Origin of the sequence: Prochlorococcus marinus str. MIT 0917 (assembly GCF_027359575.1) — a bacterium.
Lineage (GTDB): Bacteria > Cyanobacteriota > Cyanobacteriia > PCC-6307 > Cyanobiaceae > Prochlorococcus_B > Prochlorococcus_B marinus_D.
Genome location: NZ_CP114784.1, coordinates 1,832,700 through 1,857,268, shown reverse-complemented (window position 1 = coordinate 1,857,268; position 24,569 = coordinate 1,832,700). Strand labels below are relative to the sequence as shown.

Below are 24,569 nucleotides of genomic sequence, written 5' to 3'. Positions count from 1 at the left end.
AAATGAATACGAATGAATCTAATGCTCAAGAAAATATAGATTGCAAAACTAATATTCCTATTACAATTATATCAGGATTTTTAGGATCAGGTAAAACAACTTTATTAAATCATATCCTCACTAATCAGAAAGGTATAAAGACAGCTGTATTAGTTAACGAATTTGGTGAAATAGGAATTGATAATGAGTTAATAATCAAGACTGAAGAAGAAATGATAGAGCTAAGTAATGGATGTATTTGTTGTTCTATAAATGGTGAATTAGTAGAAGCAATAGAAAAGTTAATTAATTTCAACAAGAACTTAGAATACATTATTATTGAAACTACAGGATTAGCCGATCCTCTCCCAGTTGCAATGACATTACTTGGAAGTGAGTTAAGAGATCAAACAAGATTAGACTCTATTATAACTTTAATTGATGCTGAGAACTTTAATCATGTTGCCTTAGAAAGTTCAATAGGTAGATCCCAAGTAATCTATGGTGATATTTTAATTCTCAACAAATGTGATTTAGTATCTAATAAAAATATAGAAGAAACTATATCAAAGTTAAAAGAAATAAAAAATGATGTGAGAATTTTAAAAAGTATTAAAGGGAATATTCCTCTTAATCTATTATTAAGTGTAGGTCTATTTGAAACTGATCTAATAAATAAAAAAGAATCGGTTCATGATCACTCTCATGATCACTCCAATGAGCACTCTCATGAGCACTCAGAAGAAGATAATAAAATTGAAGATTTTCTTTCTGTTTCTTTTCAAACTAAAGAACCTTTCTCTCTTAGGAAATTCCAATATTTTCTAGATAATCAATTAAAAAGTAATGTTTTCAGAGCGAAGGGGATCCTTTGGTTTAGCGAAAGTGAGAGACGACATGTCTTTCACCTTGCTGGCAAAAGAATTTCTATTGAAGATAGTGAATGGGGGGAGGAAAGAAATAATCAACTTGTCTTTATTGGAAAAGAATTAGATAAAGAGAAATTACTCTCTCAATTAAATTTATGTATTGACAAATAATCATAAAATAACAACTTTTAAGAATAAATTGAACAACATCAAATCCACTTCAAAAGCCTTCAAAAAAGAGAAAAATATTAAATATATCTATGATCTAATCGGATTGAACAATAGTCGCTACATATTAAAATTCTTAGTAATACTATTAACTTTTTTTATTTTATGGCCTTTATTTAGTCTTGTAAGAGAAGGTTTATACGGTCTTCAAAAAGGGTCTATTTATTTAACGATAAACAATATTAATGAAATAAAAGGAACACTATTATTATTGATTCTTTCTCTAACTCTAGGAGTATTTCTAGGAGTAGCTAATGGTTGGATTTTAGCCAATTGCAATTTCAAAGGGAGAAAAATTCTTAGAGTTTGCCAACTAATTCCTTTTGCAACTCCAGCTTATCTTTTAGCGGCTACATTAATTGACCTCGGCAGCATAAATTCCATAAGGGTAACCGGTATGTTGTGGGGTGTATTAATAATGGCATTCACAACCTATCCATATGTATTTCTACTTAGTTCAGAAAGTTTTGAGAAAGGTGGTAGAAGGCAAATTGAGGCATGTAGAACTCTTGGAATAGGTCCTTGGAAAAGTTTTTTTAGAATCTCTCTACCAATAGCAACTCCATCAATTACTGCTGGGTTAGCTTTAATGGCGATGGAAATCATAAATGAATTAGGTGCCGTTCAACTTTTAAATATTCCAAGTATTTCTTCTGGAATACTTGAGAGTTGGGTAGAGGAAGGTGAGCCTTCAGGTGCCATAGCTCTTGCCTTATTTGCTCTGATTTTAGTTTTTATATTAGTTGCAATTGAACGCAAATCGAGAGAAAGAAGTAAACGTTGGACAGAAGGAATAAATATTGGGAACTCACCAAAATGGGAATTAAAAGGTACAAATCTATTCCTTGCTCAAGTTATAACCTTTACTCCTCCAATGCTTACATTGGGCATCCCAATTACATGGGCAATAATAAATATTGACCAAATGAATCAAGGCTTCAACACAGATATAATTGGATTAACTATTAGAAGCTTTAGTTTAGCTTTAATTGTTTCATTAATAACAATATTTATATCATTAATTTTATCAATCTCCAAGAGATGGCAAAATCATCAATGGCTTAATATATTAACCTTCTTATCAAGTATTGGCTATGCAATTCCTGGTTCTGTTTTAGCCCTTGCTCTTCTTTCCTTTAAAGGAAGTATCTGGCAAATAAACATATTAAGCTTACTAATTTGGGGTTATAGCATTCGATTCTTAGCTGTTTCGAAAGGTGGGCTTGATGCTGGCTTTGAGAGGATTTCACCAAATATAGATAATGCTGCCATAAATCTTGGCAAGAACTGGTCAGAGGTCCTTTTCAAAATACATCTACCACTTCTTAAAGGTCCTATGTTGGTAGGTGCACTTCTGGTGTTTGTTGACACAATAAAGGAATTACCACTAACTTTTATATTAAGGCCATTTGATTTTGATACGCTCTCAGTACGAATATTCCAATATGCAGGAGATGAGAGAGTAGCAGAATCTATCTTACCTTCATTGATAATAATTTGTCTTGGATTAATAGCCTCTATGGCCTTAATACCAAGCTTAAACAACAGAAAAAACTAACATATAGATTTAAACTTTAAATATTTTTTTAATTGGATAAATCAAAGCTGCGAGAATATCTGAAATTGTTGAAACAAGACGATAGCAAAGCAATGAAGCCAAGAGAGGTGCTTCAGGCAAATGTGAACCAAGACTAAATAGAATCACAGATTCAAATACACCTAAGCCTCCTGGGGCTGCAGGTACTATAAGACCGATTATCCATGCTAAAGAAAAGGAAGATATTAATTCACCATGAGAAATCAACCGCCCTATAGAAAATGCATTTATACAACATAAAAAGCCAAGAAAGCGAGACAAAACAAATATGATCTCTACAAATAGTGGTTTATAGGGATAAAACATCCTTGTTGAAATATTTTGAGTATTATTTTCTAATTCTTTATCTTTTAGGTGATCAATCTTAGTAAAGAAATTTGCCTTCATTGACCTCAATTTTTTAATTAAAAACTGTCTAAATGCTGGTAAAAATAATAAAGTAGATGACCAGCAAAGCATAAATAAAGCTATATTAAAACTCCCAAACGGTATAAAAATTAGGCCTGCAACCAGCATTAATAATGGTTCTAATAAAATAGACTCTACTGATTTATCAGTTGCTAATTCCAATCGCAAAGTATTAAATCTAGCCACAAAATGCCATATTCCTCCAGGTAAATATTTATATATATTTGTAGTCAAAAATATTTTTATTATATTCAAATTAATGGTATTACAACCAATATTATTTATTAAAAATTTCCATGCATAAGCATTAATTATTATACTTAAAAAACTAAATAGAATTCCTCCTGATAGCCATAACATCTCTTCCATTCCAATTGTCTGATTAGATAAAGACTCAAAATTCGTATAAATTGAAGTACCAAGAAATACAAAACAAATTAATGTTATAAAAAGTTTAATGTTAATCTTGGAGATCGCCCAAAGAACAAAACTATTTACTTTAATTCGAATCATATTAAAAGAAATAATCAAAAGGAGTAATCATCTAATTCATAAAATCCTGATAATTCTATAATTAGTTTCTTACGAATCTCTTCTATTGGAATTCCTGTATTTAAAGTTATTTTAGTCAAGTCTTTATGTTCTAATTTTATTGAAGTCTGACCATTTGGTCTCATTACTTGTTTAACATTAACTATGCCAAATTTAGTTTTATGACTCACTGTTCTTCTTGGAAGTATCCAGCGGCTAATGTTATTTTCTCTTATTCCAATTGTAGTACTATAGTTAAACCAAACTTCCCTCAGTAAATTTTTATGTTTAGGGTAGAGAATAGCTTGTATACATATCCCTTTTCTATTTTTTTTCATATCTACCGAATAACAAATAACATCTATAGCACCTGCAGATCTTAATCTTTCGATTAAAACCGCAACATCTTCAGGTGTGGAATCATCAATCCAAGCCTCCTGAGAAATTATAGTTTGAAAAGAAGGCTTATTATTTCCTATATAATCATCATTTTCAGATATCAGCATAACTCTTAAAAAGTTAGGTCGAGAAATATTTTTACTTCCTAAGCCTATACCAATCTTTTCAATATTTATTTTATCTGGTTGATAAACCTTATCTATAAAAGTTGCTATCAATGCGATGCCAGTAGGGGTTGTAATTTCACCAAAATATTTATCATCAAGAAGCATTAATGGAATTTTTTTTTGCCTCGCTATCTCTGCAACTGTAGGTACTGGAATAGGGAGAGGTCCATGTGAAGTGGATACGATTCCTTTCCCTGAAGGTGGATCTGAAAAATAAATACTGTATGGCTTTAAAAAATCTATAGCAGAGCAAACATTAACAATGTCAATTATGGAATCCATTGAACCTAGTTCATGAAAATGAACATCTGAGACTTCATTCCCATGAACAACTGCTTCTGCTTCTGCAAGAATTTCAAAAACCCTAATAGACTTTTTCTTCACATATTCATTAAGTTTTGAATCTAGAAGTAAGTTTTTTATATCATTAAGATTTCTAGATACTTCCTTAAATGGGATTTCATTTTTTGTACAGACAATTCCTTTTATACCTTCACTAGTTCCCATGTTGAATTTGACATTATAATTTTTCTCTATATTTAGTCTTACTAAGTTATCCAAGAAAATAGATTTCGGAACACCTAAATCTAATAATGCTGATGCAAGCATATCTCCAGATATTCCAAGACAACAATCAATAAAAATAGATTTCATTTATGAGTGAATAAATAATCAGTTTTATAGATAGAATACATTGATATATATTTTTTTTTAATAAGACTAATTTTTATTTTTTAAGATTTTTCTACTTCTTTTGTTTATTTGTTGTTGAGAAAGAGGGCCTATAATTTGAAAATCTTCAACCAAAAGTTGATAATCAACACGTCGAACATCAAGACTAATAAAATGTTTCAAGTAATTAATAGGTACTTCACCTTTAAGATTTAATTTAAAAGGTAAAGCTTTCTTTTGTTGATTCCTTGGCCTTTGACGAATTTTTATAACTAACTCCTTTTCTTCTGGCTTAGTAAAAACCAATTCTCCTCTAATTGAAAAATAATCATCACCTTCCAATAAGTTATCAGAATCAACCTTTAAACTTGAAGTTTCATTCAATCCTTCGCTCTCCACAAGATTTTTTTTCAAAGTGCTTGGTTCCCAAATACCTGTGATTTGTAAATGAAGATTTTGATTATTCCTACATCGTGGATATACGACCCAGAGGTGAGGTTTTTCTAGAGGAACGTGATTAAGAATCAAGGTTATGACTCTCCCAAGGACAACTGCATCTATTTCATTACCCTTAGAATCAATTAGAGCTCCACGAGTAAAGGTGTCATCATCTTGAGGCTTATAAATGCCTCTAACTAATCCAATTGCCCGGTATTGCAATGGATCAGTGACCGAGGGGATTGGATGGTTCTGCATCTATATAAATAAATAGGCCATTAGTGACCAATCCTAAATTTACCAAAATCCTACAAATTCTATTGTGATTTTATTCATTTGGGACATTTTCATACTCTGACTGATCAAATGCATTGAGAGCTTCATCTAGCGCATCTGATGGAGTTGTAGCATTATTCATAGCTCCTGCTTGTTTAAGACGGTTCATCAAATCAAATGGATCTATTGGTAAACCTTGATCAATTTGATCTTCTGTATCGAAAGTACTGTAAATATCTCTCTTCTCATCAGTTGAATAATTTTTTACTTCCGAAATTCTTATTTTTCTTGAAGAAGAAAAAACTTGACCTGCCACAATTAAAATTGGAATTAAACCAGCGAAAGCCAACAATAATTGTCCATTAATAAAACGTGCAGTTCGATTCAAAACTAAACTTTCGTCTATATTTACATAATAATAACTTAAGCAATAAAATTTTAAGTCTTGCTTGTTGCAACCTGGAATGTCAATTCTATTCGTTCAAGAATAGATCATGTCAAAGAATGGCTCATCACTAACAAAGTTGACATTCTTTGCTTACAAGAGACAAAAACAGAAGATAAGTTTTTCCCAATTGAAATTTTTTCAAACCTTGGATATGAGGTTTCAATCTCTGGTCAAAAGTCTTACAATGGAGTAGCAATAATAAGTCGATTTCCAATTAATAATATCAAGATTGGTTTTAATGAAATAATCAAGGGCTATAAAGATTTAAATATATTAAACGAACAAAAAAGAATCATAAGTGCTGAAATTAATGACATTAGGATTATAAATGTTTATGTTCCAAATGGGTCATCTATAAATTCAGACAAGTTTATTTATAAAGAAAAATGGCTAGAATGCCTACAATTCTATCTAAGGAAAATCAATTCAAATCATACACCTATATGCTTATTAGGAGACTTTAATATTGCTCCTGAAGATAGAGATATACATACGCCAAGTAATTATAAAGAATCAATTATGGCTTCTTCAAAAGAAAGAAAGTTACTTAAAGATGCTTTAGGAGAGGAATTAGAGGATGTTTTTAGAATTTTCGAGCCAGGTGATAAAAATTGGTCTTGGTGGGATTATCGCCATTCAGCCTGGGAAAGAGACAAGGGTTGGCGAATAGATCATATTTACTTAACAGAAGATATTCTTAGTTGTGCCAATAGTTGTTGGATAGACAAAGAGCCAAGATCAAGAGAGAAACCCAGTGATCACGCACCTGTAGTTGTCGACATTAGCTGGCCTCCATCAGATATTGAAAATGAAGATTTCTTTTAAAAAATTAGGTTTTTTCTATTTTCAAATCATCACAGAATTAACAAAGCAAATTTTTTCAATTAGCCAAAAAACATTAAATTCAAAGGGCATATTCTCAAAAAAAGTCAATCTAGCACTTGTTTTTCGGCTTAAACTCATTTTTCAATATAGACCCATTAAAGATTAAAAAAAATAACCAGATGCTGAACAGATTCAAAAATTTAGACGAATTAGTCACTTTTAGGCCATTATGGCTGACTGTGTTTATGACTCATTCGCTGAGGTGCTGTGACAGACGCGTTGAACACAAAAAGATCTGAAGAAATTTTTGGCTCTGCCAAAAATTTAATGCCTGGTGGAGTCAGTTCACCTGTAAGAGCTTTCAAATCTGTTGAAGGGGATCCAATCGTCTTTGATCGAGTTAAGGGTCCTTATGCTTGGGATGTTGATGGAAACAGATACATCGACTATGTAGGTAGCTGGGGGCCTGCGATTTGTGGTCATGCACATCCAGAGGTGATTTCCGCTCTTCAAGAAACGCTCGAAAAAGGTACGAGCTTCGGAGCGCCTTGTGTACTCGAGAATAAGCTCGCTGAGATGGTCATAGAAGCCGTACCAAGCGTTGAAATGGTTCGCTTTGTTAATAGCGGCACAGAAGCTTGTATGGCTGTTCTTCGTTTAATGAGAGCCTTTACTGGTAGAGATAAAGTTATCAAATTCGAAGGTTGCTATCACGGGCATGCAGACATGTTTTTAGTGAAAGCCGGCTCAGGCGTAGCAACACTTGGTCTACCAGACTCTCCTGGGGTTCCAAGAAGTACAACCGCCAATACGCTTACTGCTCCTTATAACGATCTTGAAGCTGTAAAAGAGCTTTTTGCTGAAAATCCAGATGCGATTTCTGGAGTCATACTTGAGCCTGTTGTTGGGAATGCAGGCTTCATCACACCTGAACCAGGATTCTTAGAGGGTTTGAGAGAGTTAACACAGGAGAACGGTGCTCTTTTAGTTTTTGATGAAGTAATGACTGGTTTTAGAATCAGCTATGGAGGAGCCCAAGAGCGTTTTGGAGTAACTCCTGATTTAACCACTATGGGGAAGGTAATTGGTGGAGGACTTCCTGTTGGGGCCTATGGCGGTCGTAAAGAAATCATGTCAATGGTTTCGCCTTCTGGTCCTATGTATCAAGCAGGCACATTAAGCGGTAATCCTCTTGCCATGACAGCAGGAATTAAAACTCTTGAACTCCTCAAGCAAGAAGGTACATATGAAAAATTAGAATCTCTTACGAAAAAGCTAGTCGATGGAGTCATTACAGCTGCTAAAGAATCAAATATTGCCATTTATGGTCATAGCATTAGCGCTATGTTCGGATTTTATCTATGTGAAGGACCAGTAAGAAACTTTGAAGAAGCCAAATCTGCTGATACAAATCGGTTTAGCAAATTGCATAGACTCATGCTTCAAAAGGGTGTTTATTTAGCTCCCAGTGCATTTGAAGCTGGTTTTACATCACTTGCTCATTCTGAAGATGATATAAATTCAACAATAAAAGCTTTTCAAGAATGTTTCTCTGAAATCTCATAAAAAATCCAATTTAAATTAATAAATTGGATTTTTTAAAGTCAATTTCTAAGGCAAATTAATTTTTTCCTCTAACGATTACAGGAACATTTCCTGAACTGGTTCCTGGTAATGAAGGAACAACTTGTGTCTCACCATTCCATTTATCTAGAAACAATTTGAAAAGAACTTGATCATCAAGACTTTTATTTAATGTGTCGTATCTAAGAGCTTCTTGCTCTGCAATTTTAACTTCAGTTTGAGCTCTCAATAATTGCTGCTCAGCAATCTGTTTTTGTTCGATAGCTGCTCGATATTCATCAGCAATAGTCAAGCCAGTCAAGTCGAGTGATTGAACATCAACATAGTCAAACTTATTAAGTTCATCAGCTACTGTTTGCTCAACCAACTCAGAAATATCACTCCAAGAGCTAGCTATTGTTACCAACTCATACTTTGAAAAAACTGACTTCAGGGCTTTAAGTAATGATGGTTGAATAATCCTGTTGTATATCTCTCTATCGTTATAAGAGATAGTTTTAAAGACTCTTCCAGCCTCATTGGGCTTGAGAGCATATTTAACTGTAGCGGTTGCAGAAATGACTTGCAAATCTTTAGTTAATGAATCAAATTTTTCAGGTCTAACTTGAGTTTGAACATTAAAAGGATAAGTATTTTGAACAAAAGGTACTTTGAAATTTAAACCAGGTTTTCGTGAACCACCACTTACTTTCCCTAATGTTGTGACCACTGAAACTTGTCCAGCAGGAACAACGAAAAAGGCTTGCGTAAGAAGTAAAAATCCGGTAAATGAAAGGACAAGTAGAAGAGTTGTTGTGCCACCTGGTCCATTCGGAGTCACATTACGAAATGGAGTTGTCATAATAAAGATTATCTAAAAACGATTTTATGTTGGTTTAGCAAGTATTGCGAAAATTGTTAGATAGAAAAAATAATAAATTTATTTTTAAACCCGCAAGATTGTATTTTCAAAAATAAAAAGCAAAATCTCTCCTTTAACTATGATATCTCTCTAGCTGTTTTTAAAACCTTCAAATAAAGTTCTTCGTCAATCTCCCTAATATCATATTCTGTTGGCATCACCCCATGCTTATGCTCATGAACAATCATCCAACATGTTCTTTCTAATTCTTTCTTCGACTTTCCGGACAAAATAAATGCTTTTTTAGAAAGTCTTTCTATTAATTGCTCCATAACAAAAATCTTAGTGATAAAGTTTTTAATTATTAATTAACTATCTAAAATTTTGAAATTGAAGAGCTATTTCTAAATCATCTTCCTGCTTCTTAATTAAATTAATTGCAGATTGCAAATCATCTTTATTTTTTCCTGTAATTCTCAAGCTATCTCCTTGTATTGATACAGTTACTTTCTTCATTTCATCTCGAACTAACTTACTTAATTTCTTTGCGATTTGTTGAGGCAAGCCTTTCTTTAATTTAACAATTTGCATAACCATATTTCCTCCTATAGTTTCAATTTTTTGAAAATCAAATATCTTTAATGACAAGTTTCTTTTAGTTGCTTTCTGTAATAAAATATCTTTTACAGATTCGATTGTCATATCACTTAAAGAGACAATAGATAACTCATCTTCTTTAACATCTATTTTTGTCTTTGAGTCTTTCAGATCATACCTTTGATCCACTTCTCTCCTCAATTGATCAATAGCATTTACTAATTCCTGCTGATCAAATTCTGAAACCACATCAAAAGAATAAGAAGAGGGCATGAAAATTTCTATTCGTTTCCACCATCTTATGAAAAAAAGGCAAAATTGCTTAGAAATATACTTTTGCGATATTTCGTAAGCTTAAAAATATCTAGAAATATATGATTATCTATGATTGAAAATTAATCAAAAAACATCAGGCTCACAACTTTTCCCATATCTTCAGCACTATGGCAACTACTCAATAATGTTTCACTATCATGGAATGCGAAACAAATCAATTGATCACATCTGTTAATAATTTCTTGATTACAAAGACTACTTGCCATTGGCAAAGGCAAATCATTATTCTCTTCTTTCTCTATTAGATGTAAAACGCTCCCAAGAAGGTCCTTGACCTCTGCAGTTTGCCTATCTAGAGACTGTGGTAACAAAACAGTTAAGAGAGAAGGGTTAACATCTAGAACCGCTCTAATTACTGCAGCATTTACTCCTTGAGAACCTGAAGTGATTATAGAATGGCCCTCTTGAGCCAAAGACCTGGCTATTAATTCAACTATATGAATAGAAACGACAGGTACATGTCGACTACCTAAAAAAGCAATTCTTCTTTTTCCCTCGTTTTTCAACAAGGCCAATTCCTGAGAGAGTGTATCAACTCGTCCCAATGCAGGAAGATCGAGTGATCGACTCAAGGACATCCTAATTCAGATATTCTAAAGGTAGCCATTATTCATGAACTCAAGAAGAAATTCCTAAAGTTTTAAAGATTCGATCAAGATCACAATGTTCTTGTACTAATCGAAAAGCATAAGTAGCTTTAACTGTCTCATGAAGACGTACATGACCAAAAGCCTGCTCAATAACTTCAACTGTTGAGAGAGTATCTCTCTCAACTTTTAGCAATGGGACATCTAATTCTTCTGATCTATTAATCAATTGTGGCAGTGGCTCGCCAGCACCTGTCAGTATTAAGCATTGAGTAGAAGCTTCCAAAGCCGCCAATTGAATATCTGTTCGATCAGCGCCTGTCACTACCGCCATATTACGCCTTCTTCGAAAAAATTCCATTGCAGAATTAACACTCATCGCGCCAATACTCAACGTCTCGACCATCAGCTCAAGCCTGTCAGAGCAACAAATAACTCGAGCATTTAAACGTCTCACCAGTTCTTCAACAGTAACACTCCTCAACAAAGGAGACCTAGGCATTATTCCAAAGACATCTAAACCTAGCGACTTAAGAGATGGAACTATATTTTCTTTAATGTCTTTGATTTGATCAGGGTTAACAGCATTTAAGACGACACCACTTAATTGATCTCCTAATTGATTTTTAGCCTCCAATAAAGCTTCAACACTTCTACTATCTTGCCAAAAATGAGCGAGTACAACTTTAGCGTTTAAAGCTTTAGCAAGTTGACTGAGACTTAATCCATACAAGAGTCCCTCGTGTAAGCTACCTGCTGCTTCAAGAATATTGATAGCCTCACCAGAAGAATCAAGAGACAGCTTGAACTCATCAAATTTAATCCCAGGGTCTAAGATGTTTTCCTTAATCCTCTTGCCAGCAGTAGAGGCAGCTAAAAACTGAATAGAAGGAATTAAATTTTCCGCAGATAATTTTAACGTCTCTCCCACAAACCTGACATCATCATCAATTATATCTTTAATGTCTCCTTCTTGAGAGACATTTAATTCAAGGCTTGTGGCTAATGGTTTACCAAATCTGACCAAATGATTTGAAGCAATTAAATTTCTTGCCATGCCAAGAACTAATGCTGACTTACCGCTAAATGGTTCACATGATCCAATTAGAAAGGTCTTGCTCATTAATTAAAGATCTATGTGAAATTAATATCTTTATAAGTTTAGGCTTTTTGAAAAAGTTCTCAACACTAAATCTGTATAAAATTCTCATTAGACAAAGATTATCCTGTAATTCCTAATGTTTTTCTCAAGAAATACAATGGATTCAAATCAATGAACAAAAACTCTTCAGAAAACTCAAGGTTTAAAGGTTTAAGAATTGCCATAACTGGAGCAAATGGGAGCCTTGGAAAGTCACTTATTGAAGTCCTGAAAAAAAAAGGAGCTTATGTAGTTGGCCTAACTCATGAAAGAAAAAATAATAGTGACTCTTCTGAAAGCATTGCAGATGAATGGATTCTTTGGTCCTGTGGAAAAGAAGGACTACTTTCAAGCAGCCTTGCGAATATTGATATTTTAATACTTAATCATGGATTTAATCCAAAACAAATGATTGATTCAAATGATATAAATAAAGCGATAGAAATAAATTCTCTTAGCCATTGGAGATTGATAGAAATTTTTGAGAATTTAGCCCTTTCTAATAATTTAAACCAGTACAGTCCAAAGGAAGTATGGGTAAATACATCTGAAGCAGAGATTCAAATAGCTTTTAGTCCAGTATATGAAATAACAAAACGTCTGATAGGTGAACTTGTAAGTTTAAAAAAAAGTAAATTATTAATGGAAAAACAAAATTCTTTTATTATCAAAAAATTAATTCTAGGTCCTTTTAAATCTAACCTAAACCCACAAGGCATCATGAGCCCTAAATTTGTAGCAAGAAAGATAATACAAAAAGCAGAAAATGATACTTATTTAATAATAGTAACTCCTAATCCCTTAACATATTTATTAATGCCATTAGCAGAGTCAATTAGAATATTATATTCAAGATTTATAAAAAAAATATACTCAACCATCCACCATTAAAAGGAATCAATCTCCTCTATCAGTTAGTATCTCATATCCGTTTTTAGTAACTAAGACAGTATGCTCCCATTGAGCAGATAGATTTCCATCTTTTGTAATTACCGTCCATCCGTCACGAAGGGTCTTGCAATACTTTGAGCCAAGATTAATTATAGGTTCCACGGCAATAGTCATCCCCTCTCTCAGAACAACATTTGGCAAATCATTAGTTCTAAAATTAAATACCGAAGGCTCTTCATGAAGATTCCTACCTACTCCATGTCCGGTGTAATCTTCGACAATACTAAAACCGTTATCTTTGACATAATCTTCTATCGCTCCTGCTATATCAAGAAGTTTATTTTGCGGCTTAATTTGTTTTATTCCAAGCATTAAAGCTTCTTTAGCCACTCTACTTAGTTCAATTGCTTTATCTGATGTATTACCTACGCATATAGTGATACAACTATCTCCATGATAACCATTATAAAAAGCACCCGTATCGACTTTAAGTAAATCTCCATCATTAATAATTTTCTTTTTACTTGGTATTCCATGAACAACTTCGTTATTTATGCTTGAACATATGCTACCTGGAAAGCCATGATATCCTTTGAAGCTTGGCTCAGCATTATGATCTCTTATTCGTTTTTCTGCATATATATCTAGATCCAAAGTAGACATTCCAGGTTTAACTAAATCTATAATTTCACTCAATACGGTTGCAACTATTTTACTAGATTTACGCATAATTTCTATCTCTCTAGCAGACTTAATTTCAACTCCTCTCCTTTGTTTAATAACAGGACCATTATTGATAGGGATTTTTGAGTTTTCAGAAGAAAGAAGATCAGAAAAAAGTTTCATTGTTTAAGAAAAAAGTAAAAACCTCTAAATTTGCAATTTGCTAACAATCTAATAATAGGTGAACTATCAAATGGAGAGGAACAGTTTTATTAAAAAAATTCTTTTCTTTAATAAAATTTCCATATTAAAGAAAAAGGGTGATAAAAATAATTATCCTTTTAAGTGATCAAGCAATGGACTGCATAAAGCTAAGTGAGGAAATTGTCGTCAAATAAGGATGAAAAGACCAGATAAATAAAAAATTTTTAATTTGAGAAACCAGCAGTTACAATAAGAGCCTGGCCAAATAAAGAGTAATTGGTGATGTCCGTTGATTCGAAAGAGCCCTCATCAGAAGAGGTAAAATTTGAAGATGAATCAAATGCTTCAGAGGAGTCTGAAGTAAAAGTTGCTTCTAAAACAAAGTCTAAAGGAAAGAAAATTTCAATTAAAATGCTCTCTCCTGCAGAAATAATAAAGACTTTTGAAGACGCACAGCAAAGCAAAGATCTACCTGACATCTACGTTGGAGATACTGTACGTGTTGGTGTCAGGATAAGTGAGGGCAATAAGGAGAGGGTTCAGCCCTATGAGGGTGTTGTAATAGCAAAGAGACACGGAGGAATCCATCAAACAATTACAGTAAGGAGAATTTTCCAAGGAATAGGAGTTGAAAGAATTTTTCTGGTTCACAGTCCACAAGTTGCATCCATTAAGGTTGAACGCCGAGGTAAAGTAAGAAGAGCGAAGCTTTTCTATCTGCGTGAGCGAGTGGGCAAAGCCACACGCGTAAAGCAGCGCTTCGACCGCTGAGGTTTCGGCCTCCTCAATCAAAAGTCATTGACCAACAATGACTTAAAGGGTATATAAAATGCGCCGTTAGTTCAGTTGGTAGAACGCAGGTCTCCAAAACCTGATGTCGGGGGTTCAAGTCCTCCACGGCGCGTTCGAAAACCCTTTCTGCAGTTACTTTTTTAAAGAATGGAGTTGGATCTTCAACCTGGCGATGTCGTAAAAGTTCTTGAGTCAGCCGCATTAGGCTGGGTCAGAGCTCGAGTTATTCGTGTAAAATCAGGTGGCCGTGTAGTAGTTCAAAGCGACCAAGGACGCGAGTTCACAGCTCGTGGAAATCAAGTTAGGCTCATAGAGCCTGCTGGTTTTCGTCCTTAAAAGTCATCTACTTATTTAGTTTTATTTCATGAGCATCTCTCTTCATAGAGAATTAGAATGAAAAAAACCTTATAAAGTTAGTTTTACTAAGTCAACAATATTAATTCTTAGTTGACTAGAAGGCATTTTTAGGATGATACTCATTGGGTCAATACAAAGGCTTTTTAATAAAAGATCAAAACCTTTTTAAGGCCTAAAACTGGGACCGTAGTTCAACTGGTTAGAGCACCGCCCTGTCACGGCGGAAGTTGCGGGTTCGAATCCCGTCGGTCCCGTATCTAAATCGAATTAGAGCTTTGACAGTTAGGGTAAGATTGGCACCAAGTCCAACGGGAACACTTCATCTAGGAACAGCAAGAACTGCATTATTTAACTGGCTTTTTGCAAAAAAAGAAGGTGGAACTTTTCTCTTAAGAATTGAAGATACTGATATTGAAAGATCAAAAGAAGAGTTTAAAAAAAACATATTTGATGGGCTCCAGTGGCTAGGAATAAACTGGGATGAATCCCCAACAATTCAAAGCGAAAGAATAAATGAACATAAGCAAATTATAAAAACTCTTATCGAAAAAGGATTTGCATACAAATGTTACGCATCAGAAGATGAGCTTGATGAAATGAGAGAAACCCAAAAGAGAAATGGTTTAGCTCCAAGATATGATAATAGGCACAGAAATTTAACTCCCCAAAAAGAATCAGAATTTATAAACGCCGGAAGAGAACCTGTAATCAGATTCAAAATCAGTGATCAAAAATTAATTTCATGGAATGACTTAATTCGAGGGGAAATGACTTGGAGTGGAAAAGATTTAGGCGGTGATATGGTCATTGCAAGAAGAGCACCAGCAGATTCAATTGGAGATCCCTTATACAATTTAGTTGTTGTTGCTGATGATTCAGCAATGCAAATTTCTCATGTAATAAGGGGAGAAGACCATCTTGCAAATACTGCAAAGCAAATTCTTCTTTACGAAGCTTTAGATCTCAATATTCCCGTTTTTGCACATACTCCTTTAATTCTTAATTCTGAAGGTAAGAAGCTTTCCAAAAGGGATGGAGTTACTTCAATCTCTGAATTCAAGAAAATGGGTTACACATCTGAAGCAATGGCGAATTATATGACTCTTCTTGGCTGGTCTGTCCCAGAGGGAGTTAATGAAAGGTTCAATATTTCAGATATTACAGAGATTTTTAGTTTTAAAAAGGTTAATAAAGCTTCTGCCAAATTTGATTGGGACAAATTGAACTGGCTCAACTCTCAAGTAATACATGAAATGTCAGCCGAAGCTCTATTAAAAAAGTTAGATCCTTTGTTTAAAGAAAATAATTGGTCTTTACCAAATCAAGAATGGGGAACAAATCTCGTAAATTTAATTGGACCATCTATGGTTCTTATCAATGATGGAGTTGATCAAGCTAAACCTTTTTTTGAAGAGCCAGAATTAAGTCATGACGGGAAAGATCAATTGGAGATCAAAGAATCAAAAATGATTTTAAATTTTATTCTTAAAAAGCTGGAAAACTTAGATGCTGAAATCTTTACTAAAGATCAAGCACTTGATTTAATCAATCAAGCCACCAAAAACTGCAAAGTTAAAAAAGGGCTTGTCATGAAAAGTCTTAGAGCTGCACTTTTTGGAACACTTAAGGGGCCTGATTTAATTCAAAGTTGGGTTTTACTATCTAGATTCAGTAAAGATAGAAGCCGAATTCGTCGGTTTATCTAGATCTTCATCTTCATCTTCATCTTCATCTTCATCCAATAAGCCCAACATTTTTGCTAATGGTTTAGCTGTTAAGCCTTGAATACCAACTGTCATTAATATTGTCAAAAAAACTAATCCCTGAAGTTTTCCAGCGCCTAAAACACCTGCTTGTTCCAATCTAATAGAGAATAAAGAAGCAACTGCTGCAGTAACTATTCCACGGGGAGCCAACCAACTAAGAAATAATCTTTGTTTATTATCAAGAGGTAATCCATAAGTTGCTATTGATACAGCTATTGGTCTTACTACGATCATCAAAAAAAGTACGCAAATTATACCCCCCCACCCCAGAGGGCTCAATTCCCCCCAAGAAACATCAGCTGCTAGCAAAGGGAAAAGCATAGTTATTGCTAACTGAGCTAATTCTCTTATTAATTTATCAAGTTCATTCGCCTGTGTAGAAGGTCTTTGTCCTACAACAAAACCTGCTGCAACTGATGCCGGCAATCCTGATTCAGGCAATAGCCATTCACATACTCCATAAAGCAAAAAAATCACTCCAAGAGTCAGTTGCAATCGAAGACCAATATAAGGCTCAGTGCGTAACCGCTTCAAACCCTCTGAAAGCAATAGACCTGCAAGTGATCCGATTAAGACTCCTCCTCCAAGCCTTGAAAGCAAACCAAGAAATAGCTCTTTCCATCCATGCAAATCTCCAACAACAAGCTCTAATAACAAAAGTGCTAGCACTGCTCCAATAGGTTCGAGTATCAAACCTTCAGCTTCAAGAACATCACTTAATGGGGATGCAAGTCTAATTTGTCGAACCAATGGAGTTACGACAGTAGGCCCCGTAGCAAGAACAATTGCGCTATAAACGCCTGCTACTGACCAACCAAGTCCTGCAAACCAATGAGCAGCAAGGAAACCAGCTGCCAAAGAAATAATTAATCTAATTGAAGAAATTCTTAAAACTATTGATTTGATTGCCCCTCCTGGAAATCGAAGATTTAATCCCCCATCAAATAAAACAAGACTTACCAATAAACCAACGATTGTCTCCAAGCCTTTACCTAGATCTAAAGGTTCAACTAATCCAAGCCCTGACCTCCCAATCAACAAGCCAGAGAGCAACAATAGAACGACTCCAGGAAGTCCTGTTAGCACTGATAGTAATCTTGCTCCAGCTCCAGAAAAAACTGTGATACCCCAGAGCAAGCCCAGCCGCTCAGGAGTCATAAATAACTAGCAATGAAGACATATAACGAGTATCCATTTAATCTACCTAAAAAAATAAATAAGTTAATAAGCGAATTTTACTTACATATTCTTATAGAGTAGCAACCCTTTCTATCCATATATAATTTATGCATTTTAATTTAGAAAATAACTGACACAACAAATTAAAAAATTACAGATCAAATTCTCTTAAGAAAGATTGGTTAGGCATATAAAGAGGATGACGAGGGTTACCTTTTTTGCTGAGGCCAAGACTTAAAACACGTTTGGAATAATCATTTTCGTTTGACTTTAAATTTGAAAAATTTCTAATTAAGTTTAGTACTTTACGATCACGTCCTTTTAATTGTCCATTGTCACCCCACCCTAACCACAAATCACAATTACTATCTTCCCGCCAAAATTTTAATGATTTAAAAGTAATCAAATCATTATTTTTCCCTATTGGATCTTTACTTTTTGATAGTTGAAGTGGAGACTTGGAAATCAGTCCAAAGAGATTAATTATATAGATATTTTTATAATTCCATCTCGAACAAAAATTAATTATCCTCACGAGAGTTCTATCGTTATTTGATGAATTGGCTTTTGAAGGATTCAAGCCAATAAAAACTACCGTCTTTTTACCACCTAATAACTCTCTTTTTAAAATCCATCGATAGGATCTGCATTCACTAAACAAGCAAAATGACAACCAAAAAATCAAAACTAAATATTAGTGTAAAACCAATACTTTTTTCTAACCAGAAAAAAGTATATTTGATAATAAAAGACTAGTTAATAGAATAATTAAACCTGCAATTGCTATTCTGCCATTCCATATTTCAGCCTGAGGAGTGAATCCTCTCTTCCATGAATTAAGTTCACTTGAGCTTGCAAGCCTAGTTGATTTATTGACTTCATTTCCATGTTTTACAGGCATAATAAGAATTTAAAAACCTAAAAATATTGATTAAAAAGGAGGATTAGAATCATAAAGTAAATCAGATTTTTCTAAGGGCCAACGAGCGGAAACACCTAATTCCATTGAACTTTGAACATTATTTGAAGATAATCTTAACAAAGCTGCCGCCCCAATCATTGCTGCATTATCAGTACAAAATTCCATTGGTGCAAGAGCAATGTTAATTGCATTTTCAGATGCTTTTGCAAGCATCATTTCCCTTAATCGGACATTTGCAGCAACTCCTCCTACTAGGACAAGAGAATTTAGACCTTCATCAAGGGCACACCGAAGGCTCCTCTCTACCAGGACCTCAGCCACTACGTATTCAAAACTTGCAGCAATATCATCTATTGGTAATTTTTTATTTTCTGACGTTATTTTTTCGATCTGCCTAAATACAGCCGTTTTCAAACCACTAAAAGAGAAGTCGTATGGATAAAAACCACCCTCGGGTTTAGATACTCTTCCTTTTGGGAACATAAATTTTTTGGGATCTCCAAATTCAGCTATTTTTTGAATTGCGGGCCCACCTGGATAGGAAAGTCCCAGTAGTCTTGAGACCTTATCAAAAGCTTCTCCTGCTGCATCATCATGACTCCTACCAAGACGTTGATACTTATGTTGAATATCTACTTTTATCAATTCAGTATGTCCTCCACTAACCAATAAGACTAAGAAAGGAGGTTCAGGGTGATTATCTGACAAATATATTGATGCTAGATGTCCCTCCAAATGATGAATTCCTAAAAATGGAATTTGATGTAAATTCGCTAAAGTTCTTGCGGTAGTTGAGCCTACCAAAAGTGAACCTGCTAATCCTGGAGTAACAGTTGCGGCTACTGCATCTATATCTTTTATCTGTAATTTTGACTTTGCAAAAACTTCTTCAATTAAAAATGGAAGATTTTCCAAATGTCTTCTTGAAGCAATTTCCGGAACAACCCCACCCCAATTAGCATGTTCTTCAATTTGTGAAGCTATCTCACTACCTATTAAATCAATTTTTCCTTTTTCATCAGAGACTAAAGCGGCTGCAGACTCGTCACAACTTGTTTCGAGGGATAAAATTATTGACATTTATAGCTAGTAATCAACTAAGTTTAGTATTGAAATCCCATTAAAACAGGGCAACAGATAAAAATCAGAACTCATGAGTCGTCTTTTATCAATTCTACTTTCAACATTCCTTTTCTTAGGAATAGCTCCAATAGCTAATGCAAGGCCAGGCCCAGCACTAAACGCTGATAGAGCTCCAACAGATTTTACTGCTTCTGCTTTGGTATCTTGTGCTGATAATCCCCGTTTCCAAGAAAGAGCAAGCTCCGCCTCCACAAACCAGGCCATAAAAAGATTTGAAAGATATAGCAAAGCCTTGTGTGGAGACGATGGTCTTCCTCATTTAATAATTGGCCCCCCTATTGAACCTTGGGGTGCATGGATTAACCGAGGTCATGAAGGAGATCTACTTATTCCTGGAGTAATGTTCATCTATATTGCCGGTATTATTGGTTGGTCAGGAAGAGAATATGTAAGAGCTGTTAGAGGAAAAAAGAACGCTGCAGAATATGAAATCATTATTGATACTGATCTTGCTTGGCAATGCTTAAAAAGAGGAGCAGCTTGGCCTTTACAAGCAAATAGGGAGGGAAAGAACGGAGAGCTCAGGGAAAAAGACAATAATGTATCTCTTAATGGTCCAAGAGGCTAAAAAATTATTTATCTAATTAAAAAAACTATTTAATTTATTCAATCATGTTTCAATTATTTCGTACTAAATGGTTTAGATCAGCGCCAGTTGTGGCAGCGATTTGGATCACAATAACAGCAAGTATTATTGTTGAGTTTAATAGATTTGTACCAGACCTGCTTTTCCACCCGATGTCTTTTTAAAATACAGATTTATTAACTAGATTTAAATTTTAATCCCATTAAGCCTTCAATTTCCTTGAAGGCTTTTTCTATATCTTCATTAATAATTACAGCGTCAAATTCTTTTTTCGCAAAAATTTCCTTATTTGCTATTGCCAAACGATCTTTAATAGATTCTTCGGTCTCGGTGCCTCTTCCTCTAATTCTTTTTTCAAGTTCAGATAAATTTGGTGGTGCTAAAAATATTTGTAATGCTTCAGGAAAAGTTTTTCGAATTTGTCGAGCACCTTCTAATTCAATTTCAAGAAGAACATTAGTTCCTTTTTCTATTTTTTCTTTAACTATTTTTTTTGGTGTTCCATAAAAATTATTAGAGAATGAAGCCCACTCAAGAAAACCTTCACTATCAATTATTTCTTGAAAATTTTTCTTGTCTAAGAAAAAATAATGCTCCCCCTCAATTTCTCCCAATCTTGGTTTACGAGTAGTGGCAGAAATAGAAAGCCATACATCACTATGGCTATCAAGGATTTTCCTAACAATTGTGCCTTTACCTACCCCACTTGGGCCAGTAAGAACAGTAAGATTTCCTGATGATGACATAGTTAAATCCTATCTGATTTACCTACTAAAGGTTGATTACTTTATTTATAATATAAAAGGATGATAAATGAATAAAGTTCCAATTCAAATAATGGACTTAACAACCCTTAAAGCGGTTGTTTGTGAACTTAGCCAATACATAGTTCCAAGTAGATTTGAAAATGCACAGCAAATTGATTCATATACTATTCAATTAGGATTTAGAACACTTGAAAAGCTTACATGGATTGAAATCAGTTGGCTTGCTGAGTCCCCAAGAATTGTCCAAATACCTCCTCCAAAAAGATATGGCGAAAAAAGCACATTAGCTAAACAACTAAAACATTTATTAGTCAATTTAGCTTTAGTAAAGATAGAACAAAATGGATTTGAAAGAATAGTAAGATTTAAATTCTCTAGCAGACCTGGTAAAGAGATTGAGAAAGAATTAGTAGTCGAATTGATGGGTAGATACAGTAATATTTTACTTTTAGACAGATCAAGCAAAGTAGTTACTCTTGGGAAACAAATAAAAGAGACTCATTCAAGACTAAGGCCCATAGGAACTGGAGATAATTATAAATCTCCTCCAGCTCTTACAGGATTAGCTCCTAACCTCTCTGAATCATTTCATTCATGGAAAGAGAATATATGTTTGGTTCCATCAACATTTAAGAATTGCCTTAAAGATACTTATCAAGGAATAAGTCCGGCGCTAACATTACAAATTGCAAGCAATCATTATCATGAAGCAATTAATATAATAAATCAATCGGTAAACAGTATTGAATTAAAAACATGGGAAGCAATATATAAAAGATGGAGGAAGTGGCTAGTAGATATTGAGAGTAATAATTACTCTATAAATTTCGATGGGCCAACTGATTTTATGGTTTGGGGAGAAGTAAAATCACCGGTTGAGAATACACAAATTTGTCTTAGCCTTGGCAGATATTATTCAAATAAAATTATAGAGAGGAAAATAATTTCTATTAGAGAAAAATTAAAACATGATCTCCAAAAGTCAAAAGATGATGAACTAAGGAAACTTGAAGCGCAGAGATTACTAATTAAAAATATTTCTGAATATATAACTTTACAAAACAAGGCTAATAATATTCTAACTTTAAAATCTCCAACGAAAAAACAAGTACTTGAGGCTCAGAATCTATTCAAAGAAGCTAAAAGAAAAAAAAGATCTAGAGAGTCAATTCTAAATAGAGTCGAATTTCACAGGAAGAAAATATCTGAGATTGAATATTGTGAGTTATTTCTTGATTCATTTATGTATGAAGTTAATGGTGATAATAAAAATAAACTAGACTCAATTATTGAACTTAAAGATGAGGTAGAAGAATATATTTGCATTAAAAAAAATTCATCCAAGTTTAAATCAAATAGAAAAAAAGAACAGGCTTCAACTATAAAAGAGATTCAAAGCCCTAGCGGTCTAAAAATTCAAATAGGTTCTAATAACAGGCAAAACGAATTAATTAGTCTAAGGAAAGGGAAAAAAGGAGATCTTTGGTTTCATGCTCAAGAGACACCTGGGAGTCATGTTGTACTTAAATCATCCAATGGACTTTTTGATGATAAAGATATTGAATTAGCTGCCGATCTTGCTTCTTTCTTTAGCCGTGCGAGAGGCAACAAGCTTACACCAATAATTATGGTTCCAATTGAGAATCTACAAAGGATATCAGGATCCTTACCTGGAACTGTTAGCCATAGGGGTGGGAAGGTCCTATGGGGAAAAGCTGAGAGAGTTGCGAAATATTTCCACCAGAAGTGAACTTCAATGTCGTACTATCATCTTCATTAGACCAGTTTTAAATGATTGACTTTTTACTAGGCACTCATGAGTTTCTTGGTAATCACACTTTCCCAGAATTTTTAATTGGATATTTATTTGGTGCTGCTTTAATCATTGGTGCTCCCACAGTCTTTCTTTTATTAGCATTTACAAGCGCTTTAATGAAAACCAACGGGAAAATGGGTGGGTATAAAGAATATGCTAGTTATGGTGAATCTTCACTAAATGATTGTCCTCCTTTTATTCTGCCTGACCCAACAAAAAACAATTAAAACAATCTATCTCGATAGACGAATCATAAATAATTTATCTATTTATATCTTCTAAAATATCTAGCTATCTAGCAAAATTTATTAGTTAGTACTTAACTAACTCAATTTCCTACTAAAATAAAACTATTAAGCTAAATCAACCTGAATAGCTCTAACAAAAAAGAAAATATTTCAAAAGCTCCTCCTCCTATAAGGATCAAGGAAAAAGCTAATTCATATGAGGCATCTCAATCTTTTGAGATGCCTTTAATTGATCATCTTGAAGAACTTCGACAAAGGATCCTAAAAAGTCTTATTTCAGTTCTTCTTTCATCTGGTTTTTGCTTGCTATTTGTTAGGAAACTTGTACAAGCATTAGAGATGCCAGCGGGGAAAATAAAATTTTTACAAGTAGCACCTGGTGAATTTTTATTTACTTCAATAAAAGTTGCAGGTTATGGTGGGCTTACTCTTTCTCTTCCTTTCATACTTTACCAATTTTTAAAGTTCATCCTTCCAGGTCTAACTAAAAAAGAGAAGGTTTTGATAGCTCCATCAGTTGCTGGTTCAGCAATTTTATTTTTTTTAGGAATTTTCTTCGCTTGGAAGGCTTTGATACCTGCAGCCTTGGGATTTCTAATAAGTTATGGGGCCGATGTTGTTGAGCCACTATGGTCAATAGAAAAGTATTTAGATTTTGTCCTTCTACTCATGCTTTCAACTGGTCTGGCCTTCCAATTACCAATACTTCAATTAATTTTAGGTTTCTTTGAAATAATTTCTTGGAAAAAGATGTTATCGGCGTGGAGATTTGTAGTGATGTCCTCAGCCATTGCAGGAGCCGTTTTAACTCCATCAACTGATCCAATAACCATGCTTCTTTTATCAACATCGATAACTTTTTTGTTTTTTGTTGGAATTGGTTTAGTTGCCTTAACAACAAATATCAAAGGACAAATTCTTCCATCCTTTGATCCATAGGCAAAGTCAATGTAATAGCTTTACCTAATCTTGGTTTAGCCTGAACATTTTCTAGCCAATTTCTAACAACATTTGATTGACCAGCACGGTTAATTACTTCTAAGGTTCGATTTAAATTTTCTTTAAAGGTCTCTTCATCTATAGGAAAAGACTGTTGTTCTAAAAATCCCCACATCATTTGCAAATATATTCGGTCTCTTTTTATTAACAATCGCAAATCATATGTTACGCCCCAACGCCTTCTTAAGCACTTCATCACCTCTTCTGCTTCCAATGGAATTGAAGAAGAATAACGACCAAAATTTGACGCATTAAATTCAAAACTCATTTCAAAACCTAGTCTTGGCAGAGATTAATAACCCTTTATGTGTCC

At 34.0% G+C, this 24,569-nt stretch carries 29 protein-coding genes and 2 tRNA genes; 15 read left to right on the top strand and 16 right to left on the bottom strand.

Features of this window, described 5'->3' with window-relative positions; translation table 11 throughout:
- Positions 1-2: 2 nt before the first annotated feature.
- Together O5637_RS10405 and O5637_RS10400 are read left to right on the top strand one after the other, a co-directional pair.
- Positions 3-1,019, top strand: a complete 1,017-nt coding sequence (locus tag O5637_RS10405; RefSeq protein ID WP_269604871.1) for a CobW family GTP-binding protein — start codon at positions 3-5, stop codon at positions 1,017-1,019.
- 97 nt (positions 1,020-1,116) lie between these two features.
- Positions 1,117-2,634, top strand: coding sequence for an ABC transporter permease (locus tag O5637_RS10400; protein ID WP_420063735.1), 1,518 nt, complete (start codon positions 1,117-1,119; stop codon positions 2,632-2,634).
- Positions 2,635-2,643: 9 nt separating this feature from the next.
- Here the strand turns inward: O5637_RS10400 and O5637_RS10395 are convergent, their stop codons facing one another.
- The 4 genes from O5637_RS10395 to O5637_RS10380 all read right to left on the bottom strand — a co-directional run bounded on the left by O5637_RS10395 (position 2,644) and on the right by O5637_RS10380 (position 5,952).
- Positions 2,644-3,594 (bottom strand): lysylphosphatidylglycerol synthase domain-containing protein, encoded by a 951-nt coding sequence (locus tag O5637_RS10395; protein ID WP_269604867.1) that lies wholly within the window; start codon positions 3,592-3,594, stop codon positions 2,644-2,646.
- Positions 3,595-3,608: 14 nt separating this feature from the next.
- Positions 3,609-4,832, bottom strand: a complete 1,224-nt coding sequence (gene larC, locus O5637_RS10390; RefSeq protein ID WP_269604865.1) for a nickel pincer cofactor biosynthesis protein LarC — start codon at positions 4,830-4,832, stop codon at positions 3,609-3,611.
- A 66-nt stretch (positions 4,833-4,898) separates the two neighbouring features.
- Positions 4,899-5,546 carry a hypothetical protein gene (locus O5637_RS10385; RefSeq protein ID WP_269604863.1) on the bottom strand — a complete coding sequence of 216 codons (648 nt, stop codon included), beginning with the start codon at positions 5,544-5,546 and terminating at the stop codon, positions 4,899-4,901.
- 70 nt (positions 5,547-5,616) lie between these two features.
- Positions 5,617-5,952, bottom strand: coding sequence for a hypothetical protein (locus O5637_RS10380; RefSeq protein WP_269604861.1), 336 nt, complete (start codon positions 5,950-5,952; stop codon positions 5,617-5,619).
- A gap of 57 nt (positions 5,953-6,009) precedes the next feature.
- Between O5637_RS10380 and xth the strand changes: the two genes are divergently transcribed.
- Entirely contained in the window at positions 6,010-6,837 is an 828-nt protein-coding gene (xth, locus tag O5637_RS10375; protein ID WP_269604859.1) for an exodeoxyribonuclease III, read from the top strand.
- Between the two features lie 267 nt (positions 6,838-7,104).
- Positions 7,105-8,403 carry a glutamate-1-semialdehyde 2,1-aminomutase gene (gene hemL / locus O5637_RS10370; RefSeq protein ID WP_269604857.1) on the top strand — a complete coding sequence of 433 codons (1,299 nt, stop codon included), beginning with the start codon at positions 7,105-7,107 and terminating at the stop codon, positions 8,401-8,403.
- A 55-nt stretch (positions 8,404-8,458) separates the two neighbouring features.
- Here hemL and O5637_RS10365 read toward each other — a convergent pair whose 3' ends face one another.
- The 5 genes from O5637_RS10365 to O5637_RS10345 all read right to left on the bottom strand — a co-directional run bounded on the left by O5637_RS10365 (position 8,459) and on the right by O5637_RS10345 (position 11,905).
- A complete protein-coding gene (locus O5637_RS10365; protein WP_269604855.1) occupies positions 8,459-9,262 on the bottom strand; it encodes a prohibitin family protein in 804 nt (267 codons plus the stop codon).
- 137 nt (positions 9,263-9,399) lie between these two features.
- Positions 9,400-9,594: a hypothetical protein gene (locus O5637_RS10360; protein WP_269604853.1), complete on the bottom strand. Its 195-nt coding sequence runs from the start codon at positions 9,592-9,594 to the stop codon at positions 9,400-9,402.
- A 40-nt stretch (positions 9,595-9,634) separates the two neighbouring features.
- Positions 9,635-10,132 (bottom strand): YajQ family cyclic di-GMP-binding protein, encoded by a 498-nt coding sequence (locus O5637_RS10355; RefSeq protein ID WP_269604852.1) that lies wholly within the window; start codon positions 10,130-10,132, stop codon positions 9,635-9,637.
- Between the two features lie 122 nt (positions 10,133-10,254).
- Positions 10,255-10,773, bottom strand: coding sequence for a DNA recombination-mediator protein A (locus tag O5637_RS10350; RefSeq protein WP_269604850.1), 519 nt, complete (start codon positions 10,771-10,773; stop codon positions 10,255-10,257).
- 40 nt (positions 10,774-10,813) lie between these two features.
- Positions 10,814-11,905 (bottom strand): phosphotransacetylase family protein, encoded by a 1,092-nt coding sequence (locus tag O5637_RS10345; protein WP_269604849.1) that lies wholly within the window; start codon positions 11,903-11,905, stop codon positions 10,814-10,816.
- A 150-nt stretch (positions 11,906-12,055) separates the two neighbouring features.
- Here O5637_RS10345 and O5637_RS10340 point away from each other — a divergent pair, with 150 nt between their 5' ends.
- Positions 12,056-12,814 carry an SDR family oxidoreductase gene (locus tag O5637_RS10340; RefSeq protein WP_269604847.1) on the top strand — a complete coding sequence of 253 codons (759 nt, stop codon included), beginning with the start codon at positions 12,056-12,058 and terminating at the stop codon, positions 12,812-12,814.
- Between the two features lie 6 nt (positions 12,815-12,820).
- On the opposite strand, the gene map is transcribed toward O5637_RS10340, so the two are convergent.
- Positions 12,821-13,660: a type I methionyl aminopeptidase gene (map, locus tag O5637_RS10335; RefSeq protein WP_269604845.1), complete on the bottom strand. Its 840-nt coding sequence runs from the start codon at positions 13,658-13,660 to the stop codon at positions 12,821-12,823.
- 303 nt (positions 13,661-13,963) lie between these two features.
- Here map and rplS point away from each other — a divergent pair, with 303 nt between their 5' ends.
- From rplS to gltX, 5 genes are all read left to right on the top strand, one after another.
- A complete protein-coding gene (gene rplS / locus O5637_RS10330) occupies positions 13,964-14,452 on the top strand; it encodes a 50S ribosomal protein L19 (protein ID WP_269604843.1) in 489 nt (162 codons plus the stop codon).
- Positions 14,453-14,512: 60 nt separating this feature from the next.
- A tRNA-Trp gene (locus O5637_RS10325) sits at positions 14,513-14,585 on the top strand.
- 35 nt (positions 14,586-14,620) lie between these two features.
- The gene (locus O5637_RS10320) at positions 14,621-14,809 is read left to right on the top strand and encodes a hyperconserved protein Hcp (RefSeq protein WP_006043540.1); all 189 of its coding nucleotides are present in this window, start codon (positions 14,621-14,623) and stop codon (positions 14,807-14,809) included.
- 201 nt (positions 14,810-15,010) lie between these two features.
- Positions 15,011-15,084 (top strand) — tRNA-Asp (locus O5637_RS10315).
- 21 nt (positions 15,085-15,105) lie between these two features.
- The gene (gene gltX, locus O5637_RS10310; protein WP_269604772.1) at positions 15,106-16,536 is read left to right on the top strand and encodes a glutamate--tRNA ligase; all 1,431 of its coding nucleotides are present in this window, start codon (positions 15,106-15,108) and stop codon (positions 16,534-16,536) included.
- Here gltX and O5637_RS10305 read toward each other — a convergent pair.
- The 4 genes from O5637_RS10305 to tsaD all read right to left on the bottom strand — a co-directional run bounded on the left by O5637_RS10305 (position 16,489) and on the right by tsaD (position 19,777).
- The gene (locus tag O5637_RS10305; RefSeq protein WP_269604770.1) at positions 16,489-17,754 is read right to left on the bottom strand and encodes a cation:proton antiporter; all 1,266 of its coding nucleotides are present in this window, start codon (positions 17,752-17,754) and stop codon (positions 16,489-16,491) included. The two genes, gltX and O5637_RS10305, sit on opposite strands and share 48 nt — an antisense overlap.
- 172 nt (positions 17,755-17,926) lie before the next feature.
- Positions 17,927-18,448 (bottom strand): DUF1643 domain-containing protein, encoded by a 522-nt coding sequence (locus tag O5637_RS10300; protein ID WP_269604768.1) that lies wholly within the window; start codon positions 18,446-18,448, stop codon positions 17,927-17,929.
- 45 nt (positions 18,449-18,493) lie between these two features.
- Positions 18,494-18,676, bottom strand: coding sequence for a high light inducible protein (locus tag O5637_RS10295; RefSeq protein WP_269604766.1), 183 nt, complete (start codon positions 18,674-18,676; stop codon positions 18,494-18,496).
- Between the two features lie 30 nt (positions 18,677-18,706).
- The gene (gene tsaD / locus O5637_RS10290; protein WP_269604765.1) at positions 18,707-19,777 is read right to left on the bottom strand and encodes a tRNA (adenosine(37)-N6)-threonylcarbamoyltransferase complex transferase subunit TsaD; all 1,071 of its coding nucleotides are present in this window, start codon (positions 19,775-19,777) and stop codon (positions 18,707-18,709) included.
- A gap of 73 nt (positions 19,778-19,850) precedes the next feature.
- Between tsaD and O5637_RS10285 the strand changes: the two genes are divergently transcribed.
- Both O5637_RS10285 and psaJ read left to right on the top strand, forming a co-directional pair.
- Entirely contained in the window at positions 19,851-20,408 is a 558-nt protein-coding gene (locus O5637_RS10285; protein ID WP_269604763.1) for a Photosystem I reaction center subunit III, read from the top strand.
- Between the two features lie 44 nt (positions 20,409-20,452).
- Entirely contained in the window at positions 20,453-20,590 is a 138-nt protein-coding gene (gene psaJ, locus O5637_RS10280; RefSeq protein ID WP_269604761.1) for a photosystem I reaction center subunit IX, read from the top strand.
- Between the two features lie 12 nt (positions 20,591-20,602).
- Here psaJ and gmk read toward each other — a convergent pair whose 3' ends face one another.
- Positions 20,603-21,172 carry a guanylate kinase gene (gene gmk / locus O5637_RS10275; RefSeq protein WP_269604759.1) on the bottom strand — a complete coding sequence of 190 codons (570 nt, stop codon included), beginning with the start codon at positions 21,170-21,172 and terminating at the stop codon, positions 20,603-20,605.
- A gap of 67 nt (positions 21,173-21,239) precedes the next feature.
- Here gmk and O5637_RS10270 point away from each other — a divergent pair, with 67 nt between their 5' ends.
- The 3 genes from O5637_RS10270 (at position 21,240) to tatC (ending at position 24,196) form a co-directional block, all read left to right on the top strand.
- The gene (locus O5637_RS10270; protein WP_269604757.1) at positions 21,240-22,943 is read left to right on the top strand and encodes an Rqc2 family fibronectin-binding protein; all 1,704 of its coding nucleotides are present in this window, start codon (positions 21,240-21,242) and stop codon (positions 22,941-22,943) included.
- 41 nt (positions 22,944-22,984) lie between these two features.
- Positions 22,985-23,236, top strand: a complete 252-nt coding sequence (locus O5637_RS10265) for a hypothetical protein (protein ID WP_269604755.1) — start codon at positions 22,985-22,987, stop codon at positions 23,234-23,236.
- Positions 23,237-23,476: 240 nt separating this feature from the next.
- On the top strand, positions 23,477-24,196 hold the full coding sequence (tatC, locus tag O5637_RS10260) for a twin-arginine translocase subunit TatC (protein WP_269604753.1): 720 nt from the start codon (positions 23,477-23,479) through the stop codon (positions 24,194-24,196).
- Here the strand turns inward: tatC and O5637_RS10255 are convergent.
- Positions 24,162-24,524, bottom strand: coding sequence for a DUF3067 family protein (locus O5637_RS10255; RefSeq protein WP_269604751.1), 363 nt, complete (start codon positions 24,522-24,524; stop codon positions 24,162-24,164). The two genes, tatC and O5637_RS10255, sit on opposite strands and share 35 nt — an antisense overlap.
- Positions 24,525-24,569 lie beyond the last annotated feature (45 nt).

Bases quoted from the DNA above. Each gene is read 5' to 3' on its own strand.
- O5637_RS10405 (WP_269604871.1), top strand. From the start codon at position 3: ATGAATACGAATGAATCTAATGCTCAAGAAAATATAGATTGCAAAACT.
- O5637_RS10395 (WP_269604867.1), bottom strand. From the start codon at position 3,594: ATGATTCGAATTAAAGTAAATAGTTTTGTTCTTTGGGCGATCTCCAAG.
- larC (WP_269604865.1), bottom strand. From the start codon at position 4,832: ATGAAATCTATTTTTATTGATTGTTGTCTTGGAATATCTGGAGATATG.
- O5637_RS10385 (WP_269604863.1), bottom strand. From the start codon at position 5,546: ATGCAGAACCATCCAATCCCCTCGGTCACTGATCCATTGCAATACCGG.
- O5637_RS10365 (WP_269604855.1), bottom strand. From the start codon at position 9,262: ATGACAACTCCATTTCGTAATGTGACTCCGAATGGACCAGGTGGCACA.
- O5637_RS10360 (WP_269604853.1), bottom strand. From the start codon at position 9,594: ATGGAGCAATTAATAGAAAGACTTTCTAAAAAAGCATTTATTTTGTCC.
- O5637_RS10355 (WP_269604852.1), bottom strand. From the start codon at position 10,132: ATGCCCTCTTCTTATTCTTTTGATGTGGTTTCAGAATTTGATCAGCAG.
- O5637_RS10350 (WP_269604850.1), bottom strand. From the start codon at position 10,773: ATGTCCTTGAGTCGATCACTCGATCTTCCTGCATTGGGACGAGTTGAT.
- O5637_RS10345 (WP_269604849.1), bottom strand. From the start codon at position 11,905: ATGAGCAAGACCTTTCTAATTGGATCATGTGAACCATTTAGCGGTAAG.
- O5637_RS10340 (WP_269604847.1), top strand. From the start codon at position 12,056: ATGAACAAAAACTCTTCAGAAAACTCAAGGTTTAAAGGTTTAAGAATT.
- map (WP_269604845.1), bottom strand. From the start codon at position 13,660: ATGAAACTTTTTTCTGATCTTCTTTCTTCTGAAAACTCAAAAATCCCT.
- rplS (WP_269604843.1), top strand. From the start codon at position 13,964: ATGTCCGTTGATTCGAAAGAGCCCTCATCAGAAGAGGTAAAATTTGAA.
- O5637_RS10320 (WP_006043540.1), top strand. From the start codon at position 14,621: ATGGAGTTGGATCTTCAACCTGGCGATGTCGTAAAAGTTCTTGAGTCA.
- O5637_RS10305 (WP_269604770.1), bottom strand. From the start codon at position 17,754: ATGACTCCTGAGCGGCTGGGCTTGCTCTGGGGTATCACAGTTTTTTCT.
- O5637_RS10295 (WP_269604766.1), bottom strand. From the start codon at position 18,676: ATGCCTGTAAAACATGGAAATGAAGTCAATAAATCAACTAGGCTTGCA.
- tsaD (WP_269604765.1), bottom strand. From the start codon at position 19,777: ATGTCAATAATTTTATCCCTCGAAACAAGTTGTGACGAGTCTGCAGCC.
- O5637_RS10285 (WP_269604763.1), top strand. From the start codon at position 19,851: ATGAGTCGTCTTTTATCAATTCTACTTTCAACATTCCTTTTCTTAGGA.
- psaJ (WP_269604761.1), top strand. From the start codon at position 20,453: ATGTTTCAATTATTTCGTACTAAATGGTTTAGATCAGCGCCAGTTGTG.
- gmk (WP_269604759.1), bottom strand. From the start codon at position 21,172: ATGTCATCATCAGGAAATCTTACTGTTCTTACTGGCCCAAGTGGGGTA.
- O5637_RS10270 (WP_269604757.1), top strand. From the start codon at position 21,240: ATGAATAAAGTTCCAATTCAAATAATGGACTTAACAACCCTTAAAGCG.
- O5637_RS10265 (WP_269604755.1), top strand. From the start codon at position 22,985: ATGATTGACTTTTTACTAGGCACTCATGAGTTTCTTGGTAATCACACT.
- tatC (WP_269604753.1), top strand. From the start codon at position 23,477: ATGCCTTTAATTGATCATCTTGAAGAACTTCGACAAAGGATCCTAAAA.
- O5637_RS10255 (WP_269604751.1), bottom strand. From the start codon at position 24,524: ATGAGTTTTGAATTTAATGCGTCAAATTTTGGTCGTTATTCTTCTTCA.